The organism is Paenibacillus spiritus, assembly GCF_008710135.1.
GTDB lineage: Bacteria > Bacillota > Bacilli > Paenibacillales > Paenibacillaceae > Paenibacillus_AQ > Paenibacillus_AQ glufosinatiresistens.
The window spans coordinates 389618-412939 of sequence record NZ_VYKK01000004.1; the positions used below are offsets into that span (position 1 = coordinate 389618).

Annotated in this window: 21 protein-coding genes; all 21 read right to left on the reverse strand. The window is 59.8% G+C overall.

Going from position 1 to position 23322, the window contains the following annotated elements; genetic code table 11:
* Positions 1-81 precede the first annotated feature (81 nt).
* The 21 genes from ileS to F4V43_RS03715 all read right to left on the reverse strand — a co-directional run bounded on the left by ileS (position 82) and on the right by F4V43_RS03715 (position 23283).
* On the reverse strand, positions 82-3171 hold the full coding sequence (gene ileS / locus F4V43_RS03620) for an isoleucine--tRNA ligase (protein ID WP_150456877.1): 3090 nt from the start codon (positions 3169-3171) through the stop codon (positions 82-84).
* Between the two features lie 413 nt (positions 3172-3584).
* On the reverse strand, positions 3585-4070 hold the full coding sequence (locus tag F4V43_RS03625; protein ID WP_150456878.1) for a DivIVA domain-containing protein: 486 nt from the start codon (positions 4068-4070) through the stop codon (positions 3585-3587).
* Positions 4071-4221: 151 nt separating this feature from the next.
* The gene (locus F4V43_RS03630) at positions 4222-4998 is read right to left on the reverse strand and encodes an RNA-binding protein (protein ID WP_150456879.1); all 777 of its coding nucleotides are present in this window, start codon (positions 4996-4998) and stop codon (positions 4222-4224) included.
* Between the two features lie 10 nt (positions 4999-5008).
* Positions 5009-5278, reverse strand: a complete 270-nt coding sequence (locus F4V43_RS03635; RefSeq protein WP_150456880.1) for a YggT family protein — start codon at positions 5276-5278, stop codon at positions 5009-5011.
* 7 nt (positions 5279-5285) lie between these two features.
* The gene (locus F4V43_RS03640) at positions 5286-5735 is read right to left on the reverse strand and encodes a cell division protein SepF (RefSeq protein ID WP_150456881.1); all 450 of its coding nucleotides are present in this window, start codon (positions 5733-5735) and stop codon (positions 5286-5288) included.
* Positions 5726-6427, reverse strand: coding sequence for a YggS family pyridoxal phosphate-dependent enzyme (locus F4V43_RS19635; protein WP_191089463.1), 702 nt, complete (start codon positions 6425-6427; stop codon positions 5726-5728). The genes F4V43_RS03640 and F4V43_RS19635 overlap by 10 nt, the downstream gene beginning before the upstream one ends.
* 3 nt (positions 6428-6430) lie before the next feature.
* Complete coding sequence (gene pgeF, locus F4V43_RS19640) at positions 6431-7282, reverse strand: peptidoglycan editing factor PgeF (RefSeq protein ID WP_191089464.1); 852 nt, start codon at positions 7280-7282, stop codon at positions 6431-6433.
* Positions 7283-7353: 71 nt separating this feature from the next.
* A complete protein-coding gene (locus tag F4V43_RS03650; protein WP_223879760.1) occupies positions 7354-7713 on the reverse strand; it encodes a YlmC/YmxH family sporulation protein in 360 nt (119 codons plus the stop codon).
* A gap of 167 nt (positions 7714-7880) precedes the next feature.
* Positions 7881-8663, reverse strand: coding sequence for an RNA polymerase sporulation sigma factor SigG (gene sigG / locus F4V43_RS03655; RefSeq protein ID WP_150456882.1), 783 nt, complete (start codon positions 8661-8663; stop codon positions 7881-7883).
* Between the two features lie 86 nt (positions 8664-8749).
* The gene (gene sigE, locus F4V43_RS03660) at positions 8750-9469 is read right to left on the reverse strand and encodes an RNA polymerase sporulation sigma factor SigE (RefSeq protein WP_150456883.1); all 720 of its coding nucleotides are present in this window, start codon (positions 9467-9469) and stop codon (positions 8750-8752) included.
* A complete protein-coding gene (gene spoIIGA / locus F4V43_RS03665) occupies positions 9466-10437 on the reverse strand; it encodes a sigma-E processing peptidase SpoIIGA (protein ID WP_191089465.1) in 972 nt (323 codons plus the stop codon). Before spoIIGA ends, sigE begins: the two co-directional genes overlap by 4 nt.
* A 256-nt stretch (positions 10438-10693) precedes the next feature.
* Positions 10694-11809, reverse strand: a complete 1116-nt coding sequence (ftsZ, locus tag F4V43_RS03670) for a cell division protein FtsZ (RefSeq protein WP_150456885.1) — start codon at positions 11807-11809, stop codon at positions 10694-10696.
* Between the two features lie 133 nt (positions 11810-11942).
* Entirely contained in the window at positions 11943-13211 is a 1269-nt protein-coding gene (ftsA, locus tag F4V43_RS03675) for a cell division protein FtsA (protein WP_150456886.1), read from the reverse strand.
* A 231-nt stretch (positions 13212-13442) separates the two neighbouring features.
* Positions 13443-14204 (reverse strand): cell division protein FtsQ/DivIB, encoded by a 762-nt coding sequence (locus tag F4V43_RS03680; protein WP_150456887.1) that lies wholly within the window; start codon positions 14202-14204, stop codon positions 13443-13445.
* A gap of 65 nt (positions 14205-14269) precedes the next feature.
* On the reverse strand, positions 14270-15574 hold the full coding sequence (murA, locus tag F4V43_RS03685; protein WP_191089466.1) for a UDP-N-acetylglucosamine 1-carboxyvinyltransferase: 1305 nt from the start codon (positions 15572-15574) through the stop codon (positions 14270-14272).
* A 134-nt stretch (positions 15575-15708) separates the two neighbouring features.
* Complete coding sequence (murG, locus tag F4V43_RS03690) at positions 15709-16824, reverse strand: undecaprenyldiphospho-muramoylpentapeptide beta-N-acetylglucosaminyltransferase (protein ID WP_150456889.1); 1116 nt, start codon at positions 16822-16824, stop codon at positions 15709-15711.
* Between the two features lie 5 nt (positions 16825-16829).
* Positions 16830-17927 carry a stage V sporulation protein E gene (spoVE, locus tag F4V43_RS03695; RefSeq protein ID WP_150456890.1) on the reverse strand — a complete coding sequence of 366 codons (1098 nt, stop codon included), beginning with the start codon at positions 17925-17927 and terminating at the stop codon, positions 16830-16832.
* Positions 17928-17978: 51 nt separating this feature from the next.
* Positions 17979-19400 (reverse strand): UDP-N-acetylmuramoyl-L-alanine--D-glutamate ligase, encoded by a 1422-nt coding sequence (gene murD / locus F4V43_RS03700; protein WP_150456891.1) that lies wholly within the window; start codon positions 19398-19400, stop codon positions 17979-17981.
* Positions 19401-19404: 4 nt separating this feature from the next.
* Positions 19405-20370, reverse strand: a complete 966-nt coding sequence (gene mraY / locus F4V43_RS03705; RefSeq protein ID WP_150456892.1) for a phospho-N-acetylmuramoyl-pentapeptide-transferase — start codon at positions 20368-20370, stop codon at positions 19405-19407.
* 19 nt (positions 20371-20389) lie between these two features.
* Complete coding sequence (locus F4V43_RS03710; RefSeq protein ID WP_150457045.1) at positions 20390-21796, reverse strand: UDP-N-acetylmuramoyl-tripeptide--D-alanyl-D-alanine ligase; 1407 nt, start codon at positions 21794-21796, stop codon at positions 20390-20392.
* Entirely contained in the window at positions 21796-23283 is a 1488-nt protein-coding gene (locus F4V43_RS03715; RefSeq protein ID WP_150456893.1) for a UDP-N-acetylmuramoyl-L-alanyl-D-glutamate--2,6-diaminopimelate ligase, read from the reverse strand. The genes F4V43_RS03710 and F4V43_RS03715 overlap by 1 nt, the downstream gene beginning before the upstream one ends.
* Positions 23284-23322: the final 39 nt, after the last annotated feature.

A 23322-nucleotide genomic window follows, 5' to 3' on the forward strand; every position in this document is an offset into this window, starting at 1 on the left:
CTCCCTCGCTAGTATATGCGCGGGGCGGACGGGCCATGCAGGAAGCGGCGTTTTTGCCGCCGCTTCCACGTAGTGCTCCTACTAGCCGATCTTGATGCCGACACTCTTGCCGCCGAGATCGACGGTCTCGAAGCCTTCGCCAGAGCCGAAGTCCACACGGGTCACCAGCACGTTATCGCGGAGCACATGCTCGAATGCGGTGACGGCGGCTTTCAGCTCTTCATCCAGATCCAGGGTCAGCTCCACCCGTTTGTCGATCGGCAGGTCCAGCCGTTTGCGGTAATCCTGAACGGCGCGGACCACTTCGCGCACCCAGCCTTCCTGGACCAGTTCCGGCGTGATCTCGGTGTTCAGCGCCACGGTCAGGCCATAGCCCGAAGCCGATGCGAAGCCCGGCTTCGCCTGCTTCTCGATCAGCAGCTCGTCGGCGGTGATCTGAAGCTCCTCGCCCTCCGGAGACGTGACGTGGACGGCTCCGTTCTGCACGGCGGCGCGGGTCGCGCCGCTGTCCATTCCCTTCAGGAAGCCCTGAATGAAGCCGACGTTTTTGCCGTACTTTTTGCCGGCGACCTTCAGATTCAGCTTCAGGGTAAAGTCCACAAATCCGCTGTCGCTGTCTTCCAGAACGATCGACTTGACGTTGATCTCGTCCTTGATGATCTCCTCGTAGTCCGAGACGTTGAACTCCCGGTTCATGGAGACAATCAGCTCCGGCAGCGGCTGCCGGGTCTTGATGCCGGTCTCGTTGCGGACGTTGCGCGCCAGCTCGACGATATTCCGCGCGCTCTCCATATCGCGCTCCAGTTCCAGATCGATCAGCCCTTCGTCGGCCTTCGGGTAATCGGCCAGATGCACGCTCTCGCCTCCGCCCAGATTTACGAAGATATCCTCCGCCAGCATCGGCATGAACGGGGCTACAATCTTGGATGTGGTCAGCAGCACATGCGTCAGCGTCCGGTAGGCGTCCAGCTTCTCTTCGCCCAGTCCGCTGCCCCAGAAGCGGTCGCGCGAGCGGCGGATGTACCAGTTGCTCAGCTCGTCGATGAACCCTTCGATCGCCTTCGAGGTGTTGACAAAGTCATTCACCGCAAGCCCTTTATCCACCACGAGGATGAGGCTGTTCAGCCGCGACAGAATCCAGCGGTCCAGCTTGTGGGCCGACAGACGGAACGAATGCTCAGCCGGATCGTAGCCGTCGATGCCGGCGTACAGCGTCAGGAAGGCGTGCGTGTTGACCAGCGTATCCACGACCTTCGACTTGCTCTCTCCGACCAGGCCGCGGGAGAAGCGCTTGTTGTTCCACGGCGCGCTGTCGGACAGAATTGCCCAGCGGAACGCGTCTGTTCCGTATTCATTCATGATATCCCAGGGGTTGATGACATTGCCCTTCGATTTCGACATCTTCTGCCCGTTCTCGTCCAGAATATGGCCGGTAGCGATGACCGCCTTGTACGGCGCTCTCCCCTTGAACAGGGTCGATACCGCCAGCAGACTGTAGAACCAGCCCCGCGTCTGGTCGATCCCTTCACAGATCATATCCGCCGGGAACTGGTCATCCAGCTTATCGGCGTTCTCGAACGGATAGTGGCTCTGGGCAAAAGGCATCGAACCGCTGTCGAACCAGACGTCGATGACCTCGGACGTGCGAACCATTTCCGCTCCTTCCCGGAACGGGCTCTTCAGCCGGATCGCATCCACATATGGTTTGTGCAGCTCGATGTCCTCCGGGACCTCCGTCGTCGCCATGGCCCGCAGCTCGGCGATGCTGTGGGGAGCGAATTCCTTCCCGGTCGCTTCGCAGACCCAGACGTTCAGCGGCGTTCCCCAGTAGCGGTTGCGGCTGATGTTCCAGTCTACCAGCTCGTCGAGGAATTTGCCGAAGCGTCCTTCCCGGACATGCGGCGGGTACCAATCCACCGTATTGTTGTTGGCGATCAGCTGATCCTTGATGGCCGTGGTATTGATGAACCAGCTGTCTGTGGCGTAATAGAGCAGCGGAGTATCGCAGCGCCAGCAGAACGGATAGCTGTGCTCGTACTTCTCTTTGCCGTACAGCAGGCCTTTCTCGGACAGTGCCTTGACAATGTCGAGGTCGCACTCCTTGACGAACCGGCCGGCAAAATCGCTTACGGTCTCGGTATACTTGCCCGAGGCGTCAACCACATTCACGAAGCTGATGCCGTTCTCGCGGCAGGCCTTGTAGTCGTCTTCGCCGTGGGCCGGAGCCATATGAACGATACCGGTACCGCTGGCGTCGGTGACGAAGGATGCGCCGACAATGACGTTGCTGCGCTCCGCCTGAATGAAGCTGAACGGCGGCTGATAGGTTCTGCCGACAAGCTCGGCTCCCTTCAGCTCGCCCAGAAGCTCATAGTCGCCCTTGACAACCTCGTCCACCAGGTTCTTGGCGAGGATATAGACGCCGTCCTCCTGCTTCACGCGCACGTAGTCCATCTCGGGATTGACGGCGAGCGCCATATGGGCCGGGAGCGTCCACGGCGTCGTGGTCCAGGCCAGCACATATTCGCCGCTGCCGTCCAGTCTGAACTTGGCCGTGGCGCTGAGATCCTTCACCGTCTTGTAACCCTGGGCGACTTCATGGGAGCTCAGCGTGGTCTGACAGCTCGGGCAGTACGGGCTGACGCGGTGGCCGCGGTAGAGCAGCCCTTTCTCATGAACGGTCGCCAGGATGTTCCATACACTCTCGATATAGCTGTTGTTCAGCGTGACATACGGATTGTCGAGATCGGTCCAATAGCCGATCGCCTCGGTGAATTCGCGCCACTGCTTTTCGTAGCCGAACACGCTGTCCTTGCACTTCTTGATGAACGCCTCGACGCCGTAATTCTCAATCTCCTGCTTGCCGGAGATGCCGAGCTGCTTCTCGACGCCCAGCTCGACCGGCAGTCCGTGGGTATCCCAGCCCGCCTTGCGGACGACGCGGTAGCCCTTCATGGTCTGGTAGCGGCCGATAAAATCCTTGATGACCCGGCCCAGCACATGGCCGATATGCGGCGCGCCGTTGGCGGTCGGCGGACCTTCGTAGAAGACGTAGTTCGGCTTGCCTTCCCGGTTCTCAATTGATTGGCGGAACGTGTTCTCCTCGTTCCATTTCTTCAGGATGCGAACATCCCGGTCGCGCGCTTTCTCGCGGACGTCAACTTTGTGCATGATTCGAAATGCCTCCTTCTGCTCTGTTGGAACAACAAAAAACGCCCGCCCCTGTTAAGGGGCGAGCGCAGCTCGCGATACCACCCTAATTCTCCGCCATGCTTCCGCGCTCTTCTAGGAAGAGCCGGCTAACAGGCGAAATCTCAAGTCCGGTCCGGATCGGAACACGGGGCCGGGGTAACGACCGGCAAGGACGGCCTCTCCTACTCACGTTCCGTTGAGGAATACGCTTCGGTTCGGCTTCTCGGGGAAGATCTTCCGTCATGATCCGCACATCGGCTTGCAGCGAACGCCGACTCTCTGGGGAACGTCAACCATGCCGTACTGGTCCCGTCATCGAATGTCTTGTTAAATCATGCATTCTTTAATTATAGCCGCTTGCGCAGCAAATATCAACCGGGCATGCCTTCTCTCTAGACGACTTCCTCGCGGGCTTCGCGCGACTCCAGCGCATCCCAGTCATCCTGGGACAGCAGTTCCAGTTGGGCTTCCACCAGGGTGCGGAACCGGGTCCGGTAGATCGAAGCCTGCTTGCGGAGCTCTTCCGTCTCGATCGCGATCTTGCGCGATTTGGACAGCGCCTCGTTAATGATCCGGTCGGCGTTCTTCTCCGACTCCTTGATAATCAGCTGCGCTTCCTTCTTGGCGTTGTTCTTGACTTCATCCGCCGCTTCCTGCGCAACGATTATCGTCTTGGACAGCGTATCTTCGATATTGGTGAAGTGGTCCAGTCGTTCCTGAACGGTCAGGAGCTGGCCCTGCAGTTCCTTATTCTCGCGGATAACGGCTTCGTAATCCTTGATTACCTGATCCAGAAATTCATTGACCTCGTCCTCGTCATAACCCCGGAGCCTTCTCGCGAACTCCTTGTTATGTATATCGAGCGGCGTTAATGGCATGCTGCGCACCTCCTGGAAAATTTCGGACAACCGGCTTCAACCCGCCGGGTCCGCATCTCACTAACATGTATCGGCTGTTGGCCTTCGACATGTTACGGCCCTATAGGAATATTCCATTTCGACAATCGTCCGCCGATTCCTGCCGGGCCCTTCACACAAATTTGCCGATACCGACCCGGTAGCGGCCTTTTTTGGTCAGATCGCCGACCTCCAGCACCCGAAAACGCCCGAATCCCTGCACCGATACGGTATCTCCTGCTTTCAGGAGGGCAGCGGGGTTCTCCTCCGCCTTCCAGTTGACCCGGACTCTTCCGGCTTTGATCGGAGCCAGAATCTTGCTGCGGCTTACCCGGCAGACATCGGAAGCGATTCCATCCAGCCGGAGGGAAGCGACCGAAATCTCGAACGTCTCCATCCGGGCTTGGGCCTGACGAAGCATGCCGATAGGCAGCACAGAGGTTGTGGCAGCGGAGCGGCCGACGCCGGTCAGATGAATCGACAGAAAATCCGCCATCTCCCGCGTTACCACCGCATGACAGCGGTCCTCCAGCACATGAATATCGCCGATGGTTCCCCGCTTGACGCCCAGTCCGAGCAGCGCGCCCATATAGTCTCCATGATCCAGCCCGCCCGGATCCACCGGAACGGCTTCCAGTACGCGAAGCTCCATCTCCTCGCTGTCCAGGTCCCGGTAGTCCGGTCCGATCAGCGCCCGCCGTCGTTCCGCATCCGGGTAACCGCCGTCCAGACGAAGCGCCACATCCGGATTCCGGTTGGCCAGCGATTCTACAATAAAAGCCTGGCGGGGGTCCAAGAATTCCGTCCGCTTCAGTTCATGGTACACGGCGGCGTTCTCTACCCATTCCCAGGCCTTATCCACAAAAGGGCGCTCATCGGGATGAAAATGTCCGTAAATCTCATTCTTCATCTTCCCGGCCTCAACCAAACAGGTAGATGATGATGGCCTGAAGGCCCATCACGGCATAGCGAAGCACGAAGAAAGCGATGATCGGCGAGAAATCCATAGTGCCGAACAGCGGGGGGATCACACGGCGGAAAGGCGCCAGATACGGCTCCACCAGCTTAGCCAGCAGTTCGCCGACAAAGGAGTTGCTGATCGCCGGGAACCAGGACATCAGCACATAGAAAATAATCATCCACATGTATATCCCGTAAAGGATATTAATAATATCTAGAACTTGGGACAAAGCCCCTTCACCTCATTCTGTTGTAATCTTGTTCGTCGTTCAGGATTTCGGTAATGGATCCCTGGATTTCGACAGTATCCGGCGTACAGAGGAAGATATTGCCGCCGATCTTGGAAATCTCTCCTCCAAGCGCATAGACGGTTCCGCCGAGAAAGTCGACGATCCGCTTCGCCTGATCATGCCGCACCCGCTGCAGATTCACCACAACGGTCCGGTGCGAGCGCAGATGATCCGCGATCTGCTGGGCCTCCTCGTAGGAGCGGGGCTCATACAGCACAACCTTCACGTTCTTCTGGGAGTGAATGCTGACGACATTGCCTGCGCGCTGGGGCCGGCGGGGCTCCGCCGGAACCGGCTCGAATTCTTCCTCCGTCCGGTCCTCCAGACGCTCGCGTTCCACGACTTCTTCCTGTTCCTGCAATCCCAAAAAGCTCATAAACCGGTTCATCACACCCATTGATCTCCCTCCTCATGGCCTACTAACACCGTACCCAGGCGGACCCAGGTGGCTCCTTCCTGTATCGCCACTTCGTAATCATTGGACATGCCCATCGACAGCTCGGTCATTGGCTTCGGGGTCAGGGACATGGCATTGAGCTTGTCCAGCAGCTCGCGCAGGCCCCGGAACACCGGGCGCGTCTCCTCCGGATCGCCCTCATAGGGGGCCATGGTCATGAGCCCGACAACCTCGATCCGGTCCATCCCGGCAATCTCCCGCAGAAATCCGGGAACCGCCTCCGGGCTGAGGCCATATTTGGATTCTTCGCCCGAAATGTTCACCTGAACGAACGCTTTCACCTGAAGATCGGCCGCTTCCGCCTTGCGCTGAAGCTCCCGGGCCAGCGACAGCCGGTCCAGGGAATGAATATATGCGAATTTGCCGATTACGTCCTTCACCTTATTGGTCTGCAGATGCCCGATGAAATGCCAGGTGCCCCTGCTTCCGAGGGATTCCCATTTCTCCTGTGCGCTCTGCCACCGGCTCTCCCCGATATCGGTCAGACCGGCGTCCAGTACGGCGGCGGTCTTCTCCGGCGAGATATACTTGGTTACGGCAATCACCTTGACGTCACGGGGGTCGCGTCCGGCCGCCGCGCAGGCTTCGCTTACGGCGTTCCGAACCTTGTCTATTCTGCCTTGCAAAGTCAAGGGTCAACTCTCCTTTAGGCCGATAAAGCTCGTCATTCTGCCGGTTGTTCCGTTCTCCTTCCGGTAGGAGAAGAACAGATCGGGCCGGCAGCTTGTACACCAACTGGTACATTCGATACGAGTCGGCAAAATTCCTGCTTTTATCATAATCCGCCGGTTGCATTCTTTCAAGTTCAGCATCGTTCGGCCCGGCCGGTCTTCCGACGGAATGAACATCGGGTCAGCCGTTTCCGTCTGCGCCTCAAGCTCTGCCAGCACCGGCCGCGCACGGTCCATCACCGCTTCGTCCACCTCATAGCAGCAGGCCCCGATGCTGGGGCCGATCGCCGCCCGCAGATCGCCGGGACGGCTGCCGTATTCCTCCTGCATCCGCTTCACCATAACGGCGGCAATGCCGGCGACCGTTCCCTTCCAGCCGGCGTGCGCCAAGCCGACCGCCCGGCGCTCCGGGTCCCAGAAGAAGAGCGGGACGCAATCGGCGTAGAAAGAGGTCAGCAGAACGCCCGGCACATCCGTCAGCAGACCGTCGGTATCCTGGAACGCCGAAGTCCGGTCCCGGCTTCCTCTCCCCCGGTCCGGCGCGGAGACTACAGCTACGGCTGCGCCATGAACCTGTTCTCCGCAGGTCCAGTCCGCCGGCTCAAAGCCCAGGCTCCGGGCCAGAATCTCACGGTTGCGCAGCACCGTCTGCGGATCATCGCCTACATGCAGTGCGGCATTCAGACTGTCATACGGCGCCCCGCCCGCCCCGCCGCTGCGTCCGGTAAATCCCGCGGCAAGGCCCGCCTCGGCGTCCATCCACTTCTTCAGAAGCAGCAGCGACGGGCTGCCGCCGGTATGTACAAATGGTTCCATCTCCCTCTTCACCTCCCTGCTAGTGTAACATAGCGGATTGTCCTTTCCCAAACCGGAGGACGCAGGCCCTCTCAATAACTCCGCCGCTCGCTGCGTTCCGGGCGCTCCACCCGGTCGCCCCGCTCCAGGTAGACGGGTTCCCGTTCCTCCGCCTCCTGCGGGCGGGGTTCATCCATCTTGACGAGCACCACATCCGAGCCGATCTTGACGATATTCCGCCAGGGAATGACGAGGTCGGCTCCTCCGCCGAACAGTCCGAGAAACCGGCTGTAGCCGGGAATGATAATGGCGTCGATTACTCCCCGGCGCAGGTCCAGTTCCAGATCGCCGATCTGGCCCAGTCTTTTGCCGTCAATAATATTAATGACATCCTTCGTCTGAAAATCGGAGATCTTCATCCGCTTGCCGGCTGCGGCTGTGTCCGGATTCATGATGGCCGCCCTCCTTCGGTTGAACCTCTGCTCTCTTCGTCCAGTATATGAGCCGCAGGCCTGGCCTCATGACTCCCGATTCACCGGTCTGCGCTTCCCGCTTTCTAAAGACATGCCAAAAACCCCACCTGATACGTGGGGTTGTCCATGACGCGGCCGCACAGCGGTCACGATTTCACATGCTTTTGCATTTGCTGAATGGCCGATTTCTCCAGCCGGGAGACCTGGGCCTGGGAAATGCCGATCTCGTCGGCGACTTCCATCTGGGTCTTGCCTTCAAAAAAACGCATGGATAGAATCCGCTTCTCGCGCTGGCCGAGCCGCTGCATCGCTTCCCGAAGCGCAATCTCCTCGATCCAGGACACATCCTTGTTCCGGTCGTCGCTGATCTGGTCCATCACATAGATCGGATCGCCGCCGTCATGATAGATCGGCTCGAACAGCGATACGGGGTCCTGAATGGCGTCCAGGGCGAATACCACATCCTCCTTCGGAACGCCGAGCGCCTCGGAAATCTCGAAGATCGTGGGCTCGCGCGAATTCTGATTGGTCAGGCTGTCGCGGACCTGAAGCGCTTTGTAGGCGATGTCCCGCAGAGAACGGGATACCCGGATCGGGTTGTTGTCCCTGAGATACCGGCGGATTTCTCCAATAATCATCGGAACGGCGTAGGTGGAGAACTTGACATTCTGGGATAAATCAAAGTTGTCAATGGCTTTCATCAGCCCGATGCAGCCGACCTGGAACAGATCGTCCACGAACTCGCCGCGGTTGTTGAAACGCTGGATGACGCTGAGCACCAGCCTCAAATTGCCGTTGACCAATTTCTCTCTGGCGGATAGCTCCCCCTGCTGCTGAAGCGAAGTGAAGAGTTCGCGCATCTCCGCGTTCGTCAGAACGGGAAGCTTGCTGGTGTCCACGCCGCAAATCTCGACTTTGTTACGGGTCATGATGATTAACCTCCCAAGGAGAAACATTAATGTACATTATCTCCCCGGCAGTCCATTTTATTCCTGACTGAATTTGCGCCTTTTATTCATACCATCTTGTTAAATTCTTTGCGAAGCCGCTTGATGATCCGCTTCTCCAGCCGTGAAATATAGGATTGGGAAATCCCGAGCAGATCCGCTACATCCTTCTGCGTCTTCTCCTCTCCGCCCCTAAGCCCGAAGCGCAGCTCCATAATCATCCGCTCGCGCTCGCTCAGCTTCTCCAGCGCCTTCTCCAGCAGCTTTCGGTCCACCTGCTCTTCGATTCCCCGGTAGATGGTATCATTCTCGGTTCCCAGAACATCGGAGAGCAGCAGCTCGTTGCCGTCCCAATCAATGTTAAGCGGCTCGTCGAACGAGACCTCGCTGCGGGTCTTGCTGTTGCGCCGCAGATACATCAAAATTTCGTTCTCGATGCAGCGCGAGGCGTAGGTCGCGAGCTTGATCTTCTTCTCGGGATCAAACGTATTGACCGCCTTGATCAATCCGATCGCGCCGATGGACACCAGGTCTTCGATATTGATTCCGGTATTCTCGAATTTGCGGGCGATGTACACGACCAGGCGCAGGTTGCGCTCAATCAGCATCGCCCGGACAGCGGCGTCCCCGCTGGGCAGACGCTGAAGCAGATAATCCTCCTCTTCGCGCGTCAGCGGCGGCGGCAGCGCCTCGCTTCCGCCGATATAATAGATTTCCTGACTCTTGAGTCCCAGCAGAAACAGCACCCGGTAATACTGGAGCTGCAGCGTCATTTTCCAATGGATCATCGTGGTACCTCCTTCAAGAAGTTCGGGCCCGTACCCGCAGGCGCCCCCGCTTCCGGCTGAGCCAGATCAGGGTGGATCACGGCCCGGTAAGCCCCTTCCGCAGACAACGTGCCGCCGTCCAGCCCAATCAGCGCTCGGGCGGTCACCCGTTCTTGACCGTCCATCGTAACGGTGACTTGGTCCGGCTTCAGCGCAAGCATGAACGAGGCGGCCCGGTTCACGCCCCGGTACGGCACCAGCCGCAGCCGGTCCCGCCAGACATAAGACTGCCCGTCCGATTCCAGCAGCAGCTGATCCGCGCCGTCCCGCGACAGACGCCCTTTCCACGAAGCGGGCAGATGCTCTTCCCACAGCGCGGCTTCCATCACCAGCACCGGCGTCCGTGTCAGCGGGTCGCACAGCCGGTTGCCGGTATCAAGCAGGCCCGGGCAGCTGATCCGCACCTCGCCGATCTCAACCGTAACCGTGCCGATATAGGATTCCAGGCGCTGTCTGTCTGTGCGGGCGGTGTGCAGACGTTTGAAGAGACCCAACACCAGCAGCAGGGTTCCCGCAGTGAACCAGAACCCGATGCGCAGCCGGAAGGAGAATCCGCCCGACGCCGTATACAGAATTCCGTTCCAGAGGTCTCCGCTGCTCTGTAGCAGATAATGAATTCCGATAATGCCCCCGGCCGCCGCAAAGTTCACGAGATAGAAGTATCCGAGCTGTCGAAGAAACCCCTGCAGGCTGCCAAAGCCAAACGCAATGCCGATCATGGCCAAAGATAATGCCGCTTTGACAACAAAGGTATACATAAAGCCCAGCTCCGGCACGAACATCATCACTACATACATGGCTCCGGTGCCCGACGACAGCGCCATTCTCCACCAGGGCATCCTTCGCTTGCCGAGCCAGGCCGTCAGCCAGAGCAGGATTCCGTCGATCAGGACGTTCACCAGAAAGACCAGATCGATATAGACCGCCATGTTCCCCACCCATCCGCCGCTCTCGCCGGTTCCTGATTGCGGCTTGCATTCTCCCGTCCGGCTTGTTGGACGATATGAATAGTATAGAAAGACATCCCTTCAAAGTCTGTCTAAACCTGCGGGCGCTATCGGGCTTTTTTTGTCGAGGGTTCTTTGGCTTTCCCTTCTTCGCAATAAAAAACCCGCTTCCTCGGCTAAAGCCGAAGAGCGGGTATGCGCCATCCAGATCCGATTCGCTATTCGCTTGTCAGGGTTCCTACTCGTGGTTGCCGCCGCGCGAGCGATTGCGCAGGAAGGTCGGGATATCTAGCTGGTCCGCGCTCGGCGTGTTGCCGAACGGACGCAGGGCCGTCTTGTCTGGTTGAGCCGGTTCAGGCTGCGACGCCGCAGGACGGCGCCCCGGCATGATCGAAGCACCCTTGTGCTCAAATCCGGTGGCAATGACGGTAACCTTGATCTCGTCCTTCATGCTCTCTTCAATGATTGCACCGAAGATCATGTTGACTTCCGGATCGGAAGCCGAAGTCACAATCTCGGCGGCTTCATTGACTTCATACAGCGACAGGTTGGAGCCGCCGGTAATGTTCATGATGACGCCGCGGGCGCCTTCGATGGAAGTCTCAAGCAGGGGACTCATAATGGCCTTGCGAGCCGCTTCGGAAGCCCGGTTCTCGCCGGTCGCGATGCCGATGCCCATCAGGGCGGAACCGCGTTCGGTCATGATGGTCTTCACGTCGGCAAAGTCGAGGTTGATGAGGCCGGGGACGGCGATCAGGTCGGAAATGCCCTGAACCGCCTGACGGAGCACATTGTCCGCTTCGCGGAATGCTTCCAGCATCGGCGTCTTCTTATCTACAATCTCAAGGAGACGGTCATTCGGAATGACGATGAGAGTGTCAACCTTCTCCTTCAGCGCCTCGATGCCCAGTTCCGCCTGGGTCGACCGCTTCCGTCCTTCAAACGTGAACGGACGGGTTACGACTCCGACCGTCAATGCGCCGCATTCGCGGGCAATTTCGGCGATTACCGGAGCTGCTCCGGTACCGGTGCCGCCGCCCATGCCGGCGGTAACGAACACCATGTCCGCACCCTTCAGCGTATTGGAAATCAAATCGCGGGATTCTTCGGCGGCTTTCTTGCCCACCTCGGGGTTCGCCCCCGCGCCGAGACCGCGGGTCAGCTTGTCCCCGATCTGCAGCTTATGCTCCGATTTGGCCATATGCAGCGCCTGGGCGTCTGTGTTCACCGTAATGAACTCCACACCCTGCACGCCGTTCTCAATCATCCGGTTGACGGCGTTGCTCCCGCCGCCGCCGACGCCGATGACTTTAATCTGCGCCAAGCTCTCCATTTCAAAATCAAATTCCAACATATTGTTCCCTCTCCCCCTCGAATAGTGCTTGGATGGCCGGTCCAAGTATATCTGGACGTTTGTCTAGGCGGTTTTTGCAAGATTCTTCCCAGCCGCTCTTACGGGGCATCAGATCGACATTTGCAAAAAAGCCTTATATGAAATCGCTAAAAATGTTCTTGAGACGTTCCACGATTCCCGGTTTCTGCGGCGCGGGTTCGCCGGCCGGCGCCGGATTCGGCTTGGCTCTGCCGGCCGTCGTCTTCTTGTTCGCGCTCGTTCCGCTGTTTCTACCCCGGAAGCTGCGCACCACATGGTGCAGAATTCCGACGCCGCTTGTAAATCCGGGGTCCCGTACTCCGATATAATCGGGTACCGCAATTCGGACGGATGCGGACAGTTCGGATTGGGCGGCTTTCAGCACGCCGGGCATGGATACCGTTCCACCCGTTAGTATATAACCTCCGGGAAGCTCGCTGTAACCAAGCCGCTTGGTCTCCTGGCGGATCAGATGGAAGATCTCCTGGACGCGGGGTTCGATGATCGCCGCCAGGTCCTCCTGGTTGAACTCCTTCTCGACGTTGCTGCCGATCCGCAGCACCTTAAATACAACATCGGAGGCCGCATCGTCCATCCAGGCGCAGCCGTATTTCAGCTTGACCTTCTCCGCCTGGTCGGTCAGCGTCCGAAGCCCGTAGGCGATGTCGTTCGTTACGAACTCGCCCCCGATCGGAATCGTCGAAGTGGCGACCAGTGCGCCTTCCTCGTACACGGCGATGGTCGTTGCGCCTGCGCCGATATCCACCAGCACCGCCCCCATGGATTTCTCATCCTTGGAGAGCGCCAATCCGCCGGCGCCCAGAGACATCAGCACCAGATCCTTCACCCGCAGTCCTGATTTCTCTACGCAGCGCAGCAGATTATGTATAGGCGTCTTCGCTCCCGTAACAATCGTTGCTTCTACTTCCAGGCGCACGCCGATCATGCCGCGCGGGTCCTGGATGCCCTCAAGTCCGTCAACAATGTACTGCTTGGCCACCACATCAATGACCTCGCGTTCCGGAGGAAGCGCGATCACCTCGGCCGCCTTGAGCACGCGGGCGATATCCTCGTCGCCAATCTCGCGGTCCTCGTTCTGGACGGCGACGACGCCATGGCTCGACTGCAGACCGATGTGGTTGCCTGAAATCCCGACGTATACTTCGGATATTTGAATACCGACCATCTGCTCGGCATGTTCAACAGCGCTCTTGATGGAATGGACGGTCTGGTCGATATCGACAATCGCGCCCTTGCGAATGCCTTCCGAATCGGCCGAACCGACACCGATAATATTCAAGGTTCCGTTCGTGATTTCTCCGATTATTGCCCGAACTTTGGATGTACCGATGTCCAAACTAACAATGATGTCATTGTTGCTCAACCCCTATGGCACCTCCCGTGTTATCGATATTCTTCGTTATGGTTTCCCGCCCTGGGGAAAGGTCCTTTTACATATTCCACATGCCCATTCCTTTCCCTCTTTTTTCTACAAATTTTTTGGAGACTCCAAATACGGGTCTGGATTCTAAAAATCCGAAGAAAAAAGAGGGAGTGCTCGTGCGTGTCAATAAGAATGATTGTAGCATTTTTTATACCGAGATAGTAGTGCCAGTTAAGGCGCCTGTTCTTCTGCGGAAGCGTCATCGCCTTCGGTGTAGAACGGAACGTAGGAGTCCGCCTCCAGCATCCGAATCAAACCGGGCTCTTCCGTCTCGATGACCTGATTGAGGTAGGCCACTTTCTCCTTCAGCAGCGAAACGGCCGTGATCACCTCGAAGTGCGACCTTGTGTACAGCTTGATCCGGTCCGGAAAAGAAAGCGTCGGCGACGGAACGATCTCCGATATATCGCTGGTCAGCTCATTGGGAATGCCTGCAAGGGTCTGGCAGAGCTTCGCCTTGTAGGGATCATTCGACTTCCAGTTCGTCAGAATCGGCTTCTCCACGGCGATGCCAGCGTGGTCCACGGATACAGCCGCTCCGCTGGAGAGGATGGCCTTCAGGCTGCCCTGCCCGTCCAGTTCATAGGCCACGGCCGGAAATTCGGTGATCCGGATGACGACACGGCCCGGGAAGGACTTGTCCACTTCCGCCTTCTGGATGGTCGGGAGTTCCAGCAGCGCCTTCTCCACCTTCGAGCCGGAGACGGCGAAGAACTGGCCGTTCTGCTTCAGGCCGCTGTGCTTGAGCAGCTCCTGCCGGCTCGAATACCGGCTGCCCGTGAACTCGATATCGGTAATGCGGCTGACGGGCGACCGGAAGAAGATGACGGCCAGCAGCGCGAAAAAGAGCAGCAGCAGAATCAGGGTGACTTTTCGGCTCATTTTTTTCTTGGGCTTGTCCTCCGGGAGAACAGGCAGACGCATATTGGACATAGTTATTCTCCGTTATATCGGCCCGTCCCCCCGCCGGAAGGCTCCGGCGGAGGAACGGCAGACGATTAGTTGGCCAGATCGACGGCGCCCGGAACCTTGCGGGTAATGCGCCCGCCAAGCTTGCGGAACAGAAACTCAATGCCGTCGTATCCGCGGTCGATGTGGTGGGCCTGCTCGACTACCGTCGTGCCCTGGGCGGCCAGCCCTGCGATGACCAGCGCAGCTCCCGCCCGCAGATCGGTCGCTTCCACGGTGGCTCCGTACAAGCGGCGCACGCCGCGGATGAACGCCCGGTTCAGGTCGATGGATATATCGGCCCCCATCCGGTTCATCTCTTCCACATGCTTGAAGCGCCCCTCGAACACCGTCTCCTTGATGACGCTGAATCCGTCGGCCAGCGCCAGCAGCACCATAATCTGCGATTGCAGATCGGTCGGAAAGGACGGATACGGAGAAGTCACGATGCGGTCCACCGCTTTGGGGCGGCCCATACAGCCGATTTCAATTATATCATTGCAGACTGCGATTTGAACACCGGCGCGCCGCAGAACGTGGATCAGCGAGCTCAGATGACCCGCGTTCGTCCCGCTCAGAACTACATTTCCCCTGGTAGCCGCAGCCGCAATCATCACGGTTCCGGCCACGATCCGGTCGGGAATGACCTCATACTCGCACGGCGTCAGCCGATCGACGCCCTGGATCGTAATCGTGTCTGTCCCCGCTCCGATAATTCGTGCGCCCATTCGGTTGAGGTAGTTCTGGAGATCCTGAATTTCCGGCTCGCGGGCAGCGCCCGTGATCACCGTCGTGCCCTCTGCCGTTGCGGCGGCCATCATCAGATTCTCCGTTGCGCCGACGCTCGGATAATCCAGGTGAATGTCGCAGCCGACCAGCCGGCCTGCCCGGCAAGAGATCTGCTCCCCCGTCTCCGTAATCTCTGCGCCTAGCGCCTTCAGACCTTCCAGATGAAGGTCAATCTTGCGTTCTCCGATCGCGCAGCCTCCCGGCTGGTAGATCGTAACCTCGCCAAAGCGGGAGAGCAGCGGTCCCATCAGAAAGATGGAGGACCGCATCTGCCTCATCAGCTCCGCGGGTACATGCGAGGTCGCAACAGAGGAGGTGTCCACGGTTACGGTATCGCCGGCATGCCCGGTGGCGCAGCCGAGACGGTCCAGAATGGCCAGCATCGTCTCGATGTCCAGCAGCTTCGGCACATTGCGGAGCACATGCACACCCTCGGCCAGCAGGCTTGCCGCCAGAATGGGAAGCGCCGCGTTCTTCGCTCCATGGATACGAATGGTGCCGGACAGGGGAATTCCGCCCTCAATCACCAATTTGTCCAATGTATCACCTCCGGGATTACCGTTCATCCCCGAAGACGCTTCGGCCGGAAGGCCGGAAGGTCTGGGTGATTGTCACGATTTATACGATATCGTATGTACGATGATCCGGGAGTGTGACTGGCGAAGAGGCGGAGGCGCAGCCGCCTTCGCAGCCGCCCTCGCTACTTGCGGCCTTTGGCGGCCAGCCGGCGCAGCTCTGCCGTGACGACGGCCGCGGAGTCGCGTTTGCCCAGCCGCTTCGACGCCTCCGACATGGAGCGGCGGCGCTCCTCGCTGCCCACGATGCCGGCGACGGCCTCGTGCAGGACGGAGCCGGTCAGGTCTTTTTCGAGAATGACAACCGATGCGCCCTCCTTCTCCAGCTGTCTTGCATTCGCCTCCTGGTGATTGTTCGTCACGTTGGGCGATGGGATCAGCACGGAAGGGATGCCAAGCGCGGTAATCTCAGCCAGGAAGGAAGCTCCCGCCCGGTTGACGATCAGCGTCGTGCAGGCCAGCACCTCCGGCATGTTGTGAATATACGGAAGCACATGCAGATGATTCGGCAGACTGCCGAGCTTCGCCCGCAGCGTCTTGCGCGTCTCCTCATAGTAGCCTTCCCCGGTGACGTAGATGTAATGGACGCCTTCGGACTTCATGACCAGCGGCGCCATATCGATCATCGCTTCGTTGATCGCCTTCGCTCCCCGGCTGCCGCCGATCACCAGCACGACGGTGCTGTTCTCGGGAATGCCGAGCGTAGCGTAGCCCCGGCGGGCATTGGCCGCCGCAACGGTTGTCGCCCGCGGATTGCCGGTGTAGATGACTCTCTTCGCCCCGGAGAAGGACGATTCCGTTCCCTCGAAGCTTACGGCGACGGTATCGGCATACCGGCTGAGGAATTTGTTGGTCAGACCCGGGATGGCGTTCTGCTCATGGATCAGGGTCGGAATGCCGAGTCTGGAAGCCGCATAGACTACCGGTCCGCACACATAACCGCCTGTGCCGACGACGACGTCTGGCTTGAATTCTCTCAGCATCGCTTTGGACTCCTTGACGCCCTTCAGGAAGCGCATCACGGTCTTGACATTGTCCATCGACAGCTTGCGCCGGAATCCGGTGATATCAATGGACTTGAACGGCAGGTTCTCCTGGGGAACCAGCTTGCTCTCCAGGCCCCTCGTTCCTCCTATATACAAAAAGGCGGGATTCTCTTCCTCCGCCTCCATCTGCCTCGCTACGGCGACGGCCGGGTAAATATGTCCGCCCGTTCCGCCGCCGCTCAGTACGACGCGCATAGCGTTCACCTCGCATAACGGGATAAGTTGAGTAGTATTCCAAGCGCTGTCAGCATAAGGGTCAGCGACGACCCGCCATAGCTGATCAGCGGCAGGGTAATGCCGGTAACCGGCATGAGCCCGATGACAACGCCGATGTTGATGACGACCTGCACGGCGACCATGCAGACAATGCCGACGGCCAGGTAGCTGCCGAACCGGTCCGGCAGGCTCATGGCCACTTTCATGCCCCGCCAGATCAGGACCAGGAACAGGCCCAGCACGGCGATGCCGCCGATGAAGCCGAGCTCCTCGGCCAGAATGGAGAAGATAAAGTCCGTCTGGGGCTCGGGCACATAGCTGAATTTCTGACGGCTCATGCCGAGACCCAGTCCGCCAAGCCCGCCGGGTCCGATCGCATAGAGCGACTGGATAATCTGGTAGCCGGAGCCGAGCGGATCGGACCAGGGGTCCAGGAACGCGGTAATCCGCTTCAGCCGGTACGGCGCGGCGGCGACCAGTCCGGCGAAGCCGGCAAGCCCTGCGGCCCCGAGGCCCAGCAGATGCTTCATCCGGGCGCCGGCGGTAAAGATCATCATCAGCGAAGCGCCCATCATGACCGTGCCCGTCCCAAGGTCGGGCTGAAGCATAATCAGAGCGAAGGCGCTGCCGATAAGAGCCAGCGGCGGCAGCAGCCCCCGGGTAAAGGTCGAAATGTCATAATCGTCCCGTCCGAGCCAGTTCGCCAGGAAGAGAATCATCCCCATCTTCATGAACTCCGAGGGCTGGATGCCGAAGGAGCTGATCCCGAGCCAGCTCCGCGCGCCGCCGCGGACGACGCCGATGCCGGGAATCAGCACGACGACCAGCAGGCCGAAGCAGACCAGCAGCGCCGGCTTTGCGTAGCGCCGCCATACCCGGTAATCAATGCTGGCCGTGAAGTACATCGCGGTCAGCCCCAGCGCTGCGAACAGCGCCTGACGCTTCACAAAGTAGAAGGAATCGCCGTAGTTGCGGAAGCCCAGGACGGAGCCCGCGCTGTAGACCATAATCATCCCGATGGCGAGCAGGACCAGGATCGGAATCAGCAGCCAGATGTCCGGCGCGTGACGCGTCTTGTTCATGAGGAGCACACCTCTTGCCAAGTAGTGGAGGCTTATCCACCGCCCCCCTACTTACAGATTATGCACCGCCTCTTTAAAAATACGCCCGCGTTCCTCGTAGGACTTGAACATGTCCCAGCTTGCACAGGCCGGAGAGAGCAGGACGACATCGCCCTCCCGGGCGATCCCGGCCGCTTCCCGGACCGCGCGGACCAGCGTGCCGGCGGCGCTGTCCTCATTGTCGACGGAAATCACTGTCTCCAAACCGGCCAGTCCGGCGACGCGCGCCAGCTTCTCCCGGGTCTCTCCGAGCAAGACCACGGCTCTGACCCGTTCCTGAAGAACCGGAAGCAGCTCCATATAGTCGGAGCCGCGGTCCAGTCCCCCGGCGATCAGCACGACGGGTCTGCGGAACGAGGTGAGCGCCATGGTGGTTGCCTTGGAGTTGGTTGCTTTGGAATTGTTGTAATAGGCGGCGCCCTTCTTGTCGGCGACATACTCCAGACGGTGCTCCACTCCCCGGAATTCGGCCAGCGGAGCCGCAAGGCCCGCAGGGTCTGCGCCCGCCGCAATGGCGATGGCGCAGGCCGCCAGCGCGTTCTCGACATTGAACCGCCCCGGCAGTCCGATGGAATCGACAGCGGCAATCTCGGTCTCCTGTCCCCCGGCTGACCGGTAGACTATCGTCCGGGACAGCTCGTCCTCGGTGTCCGGAACGAACGAGGGGCGCACGAAGACGCCTTCCATCAGCTGTTCGGTCATGGAGAAGGGCAGAATTGCCGCCTTCAGGTAGGGAACCAGGTCCCGGCAGACGGGGTCATCCCAGTTCAGCACCGCGGTATCCTCCGGTCCCTGGTTGGCGAACAGCTTCGCCTTGGACGCCACATAGTCCTCCATATCGCCGTGGTAATCCAGATGCGTCTCGGCAATATTGAGCAGCGCGGCGACACGGGGACGGAAAGTCTGGGTCCCCTTCAGCTGGAAGCTGCTGAGTTCAACGACCATCCAGTTGCCGGGGTCGGCTTCCTGGGCCGCCTGGCAGAGCGGCGTGCCGATGTTCCCCGCTACGATCGGTCTCATGCCGGCGGCTTCCAGCATCACGCCTGTCCAGGTCGTGGTGGTCGTCTTGCCGTTGGAGCCGGTAATGCCGATTATCGGCGCCGCGCACAGCCGGTAGGCGATTTCCACCTCGGTCACAATCTCGATGCCGAGTTCTTCGGCCTGGCGCACCGGCGGGGCGCTGTACGGGATGCCGGGATTTTTGACGAGCAGCTTAACGCCTTCGTGGATCAGTCCTTCCGGATGACCCCCGCATACAACAGAAATGCCCAAAGCCTCCAATTCGGATGCTTCGGGACTCTCTTCCCTGCTCTTCTTGTCATTGACGGTCACAAGGGCGCCGCGTTCATGCAGCACCTTCGCCACCTGAACGCCGCTCTTGGCGAGGCCCAGCACCACGACCTCTTCACCGCGGTAAGAATCCGGATGATTCATTTGTCTACAACCCCTTGCTGATATAGAGTCCAAGAGCCGCCAGCACCGCGCTGACCGCCCAGAAGGTCATGACGACCCGCCATTCCGACCAGCCGCCCAGCTCGAAATGATGATGAATCGGGCTCATGCGGAAGATCCGCTTGCCCCGCAGCTTGAATGATGCCACCTGCAGCACGACCGACAGCATTTCGATTACGAACACGCCCCCGATGACCACAAACAGCAGTTCGCTCTTCGTTACGATAGCGACGCCTCCGATGGCTCCGCCAATCGCCAGCGAGCCCGTATCGCCCATGAATACTTTGGCGGGATGGGCGTTGAAGACGAGGAAGCCGAGAACGGCGCCGATCATGGCGGCCGCGCAGACGCCGGCCGCGATCGAAGTCGCCTGCATCGCCACCACGGCATACGCCGCCAGCGCGATGGCGCCGACACCCGACAGCAGGCCGTCCACGCCGTCCGTGAAGTTGACGGCGTTCGTGATCGCCATCATCATGACGATGATGAACGGATAATAGAACCAGCCGGTCCAGTCGAAGCTGACCGAGGTTCCCGGTACCGCGATAGCGGTGCTGTGGCCCGCTTGGATCAGCAGCACGCTCATGACGGCTCCGACGACGAGCTGTCCCAGCAGCTTCTGTCTCGGCGTCAGGCCGAGGGAGCGGCGGAACACGATTTTGATATAGTCGTCCAGAAATCCGATAAGCCCGTAACCCAGCGCCGCCACCAGCAGCACGTAGAAATCGGTGTTCACGACCGAGAACTTCAGATAGCTGAGCGTGAACGCCAGAATGATAATGATTCCGCCCATCGTGGGCGTACCGGCCTTCTTGAGATGAGACTGCGGACCGTCGTCGCGCACCTGCTGCCCGAATTTCATTCTGCGCAGCAGCGGAATCAGCAGAGGAGCGGCAATGACCGCAAGGATAAAGGATACGGCGATCGTCAGAAGCAGCAGTTGATAATCCATGGGTACACCTCCTCCATAATCAGTTGTGCGCGGTTTCCGGGCCGTCCTGCAGACGGCGCAGCACTTCTTCCAGTCTCATGCCCCGCGATGCCTTGAACAGCACAACGTCGCCGGGACGCACCAAACGAACCAGCAGATCCCCAAGCTCTTCCTTGTCTTCAAAAGCATGCACTTCGCGAATGCCGCGCTCCCGCGCAGCTTCTGCCAAATGCCGCGACAGCGGCCCGCAGGTCAGAATCGCGTCGATCCGCTCTGGATCGGCGCCGGCGCCGATCTCGCGGTGAAATTCAATCTCCCGCTCGCCGAGCTCCAGCATGTCCCCGAGAACCGCGATCCGGGAACCGCCGGCCTTCATGCCCTGCAGAACCTCAAGCGCCGCGCGCATCGAGGTCGGGCTGGCATTGTAGGCATCGTTCAGCAGCGTTACTCCAGCTGCGGTCTTCGTCACTTCGATGCGCATTCCCGTCAGCTTCAGCGCCCCGAAGCCCTCCGTGATGGCCGCTCCGTCCAGGCCGAAATGCCGGGCGACGGCGATAGCCGCCAGAGCGTTGATGACATTGTGCATGCCCGGCAGCGGAAGCGTCAGCGTCCGGTCGCCGAGCGTGCGGCAGGTGAACATCGAAGTCGCGCCGTCCGTCTGCAAAAGCCCGGTCGGGTAGTCGTCGTTGGCTTCGTCCATTCCGAAGCGCACCGTCTGCATCTCCTTCGGGCCGGCGAAGCCCGGCTCGCTCATCACCTGCGCCAGCAGCGGCTCGTCGCCGTTGAGGATCAGCAGGCCGCCCGGCTTCAGCCCTTCGGCGATTTCCAGCTTCGCCCGGGCAATCTCCAGCCGGGAGCCGAGCTGAAGCAGATGCGACTCGCCGATATTCGTGATGACGGCCACATCCGGAGGCGCAATCTGCGTCAGCAGCGCGATCTCGCCCCGGGCGCTCATGCCCATTTCCAGAACCGCAATCTCCGTGTCCTCCGGCATCGACAGAATCGTCAGCGGAAGACCGATGTGATTGTTGAAGTTGCCCTGCGTCTTGTGAACCCGGTAACGGGTTGCCAGCAGCGCCGTGACCATATCCTTCGTCGTCGTCTTGCCGTTGCTGCCGGTGATGCCCACCACCCGGGGAGCCGTCTCCTTCAGGTATGCGGACGCCAGTCTCTGCAGCGCGGCCAGTGTGTCTTCGACCAGCACGGCATTGCCTTCCGGAGCGGGACCCTTGTCCCGCTGCCACAGCAAGCCGCCGGCTCCTTCGGCCAGCGCCGCCGCGCCGTAGTCATGGCCGTCGAACCGTTCGCCCGCGAGCGGCACGAACAGGCAGCCCGGCGACAGCTTCCGGGAGTCGGTGACCACGCCCGAGACGGCAGCGTCAAGCTGCGCGCCGGGCGAAGGTACGCCTCCGCACATGGCCGCGATCTGTTCTATCGTCTTCGTAATCAATGGTTTCTGCCCCTTATCGCTTCTTTGGCAACGACCCGGTCGTCAAAATCATGCTTGACCTTGCCGACAATCTGGTACGTCTCATGGCCTTTGCCCGCAATCAATACTACATCGCCGGAGCTTGCCATTTCAATAGCCCTGCCGATGGCTTCCCGGCGGTCGGCGATCAGCTCGTAGGCTTCGGCGGCTACGCCGTCTTCCGCCAGTCCCGCTTCAATATCCTTCAGAATCTGTTCCGGGTCTTCCGTTCTCGGGTTATCGGAGGTGACGAAGACATGATCGCTGTACCGGGCCGCAATCTTGCCCATCTTCGGCCGCTTCGTCTTGTCGCGGTCGCCGCCGCAGCCGAACACGGTCAGCACCCGGCCCTCCGCGAATTCATTCACGGTGCGCAGCACATTCTCCAGACCGTCGGGGGTATGCGCGTAATCGACGATCACGGCGTAGTCCTGACCTTCATTTACCGCCTCCACGCGTCCGTCCACGCCCGGCACCGCTTCAATGCTCGCCTTGATGGCTTCCAGCGGAATCTCCTCAAGCAGCGCGGCGGTAATCGCCGCCAGCGCATTGTAGACGTTGAACTTGCCGACCATGCGCAGTGAAATATCGGCGCTGCCCCGGAAGGTATCCACGTGGAACGAGGTGCCGCGCGCCGTAATCGAGATGCCGGAGGCTCTGACATTGGCCGGGTTCTCGATGCCGTATGTAATGACTTCGGCTGCCGTCTGGGCCCGGAAGTAGGCGCTGGCCGGATCATCGCCGTTCAGCACCGCGTACTTGCGCTCCTCTTTCCAAGGGGAGGTCACATTGCCCAGCCGCGAGAAGAACAGCCCTTTGGCCGCACGGTACTCTTCCATCGTATGATGATAATCAAGATGATCCTGGGTCAGATTGGTAAAAATCGCCGTCCGGAAGTCCGTCCCCTTCACTCTTCCCTGTTCCAGCGCATGGGACGACACCTCCATCACGCAGGCTTGTACGCCGCGCGCCGCCATGTCATGCAGGCTGCGCTGCAGCTCCAGCGATTCGGGCGTCGTTCCCGACATCGGATAGCTGGCGCCGTCGTACCGCATCTGAATCGTGCCGATCAGCCCCGTCTTGATGCCGTAATCCTCCAGAATCCGTTCGATCAGGTAGGTAGTCGTCGTCTTGCCGTTGGTCCCGGTGACGCCGATCAGATTCATCCGGCTGCTCGGCGAGCCGAAGAAGGCTCCGGCCATCGTCGCCATGGCGAACCGGCAGTCGTCCACGACGATCTGCGGCAGGTCTACCGCAAGCTTCCGCTCTACAACGAGAGCGGCCGCGCCCTGCGCCGCTGCCTGCGGCGCGTAGTCATGTCCGTCTACCGTGAATCCCGGCAGGCAGATGAACAGATCTCCCGGCTTCACCTTGCGCGAATCCGCCTGCAGATCGCCAATCTCCACATCGCCGTTTCCGTACAGCCGGGCCGCCGCCAGGCAGCCCGCCAGTTCTCCAAGTTTCATACTCGTTCTCCCCCGCTTCTCATATTCGTGGACTTTCCC

Bases quoted from the DNA above. Each gene is read 5' to 3' on its own strand.
- ileS (WP_150456877.1), bottom strand. From the start codon at position 3,171: ATGCACAAAGTTGACGTCCGCGAGAAAGCGCGCGACCGGGATGTTCGC.
- F4V43_RS03625 (WP_150456878.1), bottom strand. From the start codon at position 4,070: ATGCCATTAACGCCGCTCGATATACATAACAAGGAGTTCGCGAGAAGG.
- F4V43_RS03630 (WP_150456879.1), bottom strand. From the start codon at position 4,998: ATGAAGAATGAGATTTACGGACATTTTCATCCCGATGAGCGCCCTTTT.
- F4V43_RS03640 (WP_150456881.1), bottom strand. From the start codon at position 5,735: ATGGGTGTGATGAACCGGTTTATGAGCTTTTTGGGATTGCAGGAACAG.
- pgeF (WP_191089464.1), bottom strand. From the start codon at position 7,282: ATGGAACCATTTGTACATACCGGCGGCAGCCCGTCGCTGCTGCTTCTG.
- F4V43_RS03650 (WP_223879760.1), bottom strand. From the start codon at position 7,713: ATGAATCCGGACACAGCCGCAGCCGGCAAGCGGATGAAGATCTCCGAT.
- sigG (WP_150456882.1), bottom strand. From the start codon at position 8,663: ATGACCCGTAACAAAGTCGAGATTTGCGGCGTGGACACCAGCAAGCTT.
- sigE (WP_150456883.1), bottom strand. From the start codon at position 9,469: ATGATCCATTGGAAAATGACGCTGCAGCTCCAGTATTACCGGGTGCTG.
- spoIIGA (WP_191089465.1), bottom strand. From the start codon at position 10,437: ATGGCGGTCTATATCGATCTGGTCTTTCTGGTGAACGTCCTGATCGAC.
- ftsZ (WP_150456885.1), bottom strand. From the start codon at position 11,809: ATGTTGGAATTTGATTTTGAAATGGAGAGCTTGGCGCAGATTAAAGTC.
- F4V43_RS03680 (WP_150456887.1), bottom strand. From the start codon at position 14,204: ATGTCCAATATGCGTCTGCCTGTTCTCCCGGAGGACAAGCCCAAGAAA.
- murA (WP_191089466.1), bottom strand. From the start codon at position 15,574: ATGAACGGTAATCCCGGAGGTGATACATTGGACAAATTGGTGATTGAG.
- murG (WP_150456889.1), bottom strand. From the start codon at position 16,824: ATGCGCGTCGTACTGAGCGGCGGCGGAACGGGCGGACATATTTACCCG.
- spoVE (WP_150456890.1), bottom strand. From the start codon at position 17,927: ATGAACAAGACGCGTCACGCGCCGGACATCTGGCTGCTGATTCCGATC.
- murD (WP_150456891.1), bottom strand. From the start codon at position 19,400: ATGAATCATCCGGATTCTTACCGCGGTGAAGAGGTCGTGGTGCTGGGC.
- mraY (WP_150456892.1), bottom strand. From the start codon at position 20,370: ATGGATTATCAACTGCTGCTTCTGACGATCGCCGTATCCTTTATCCTT.
- F4V43_RS03715 (WP_150456893.1), bottom strand. From the start codon at position 23,283: ATGAAACTTGGAGAACTGGCGGGCTGCCTGGCGGCGGCCCGGCTGTAC.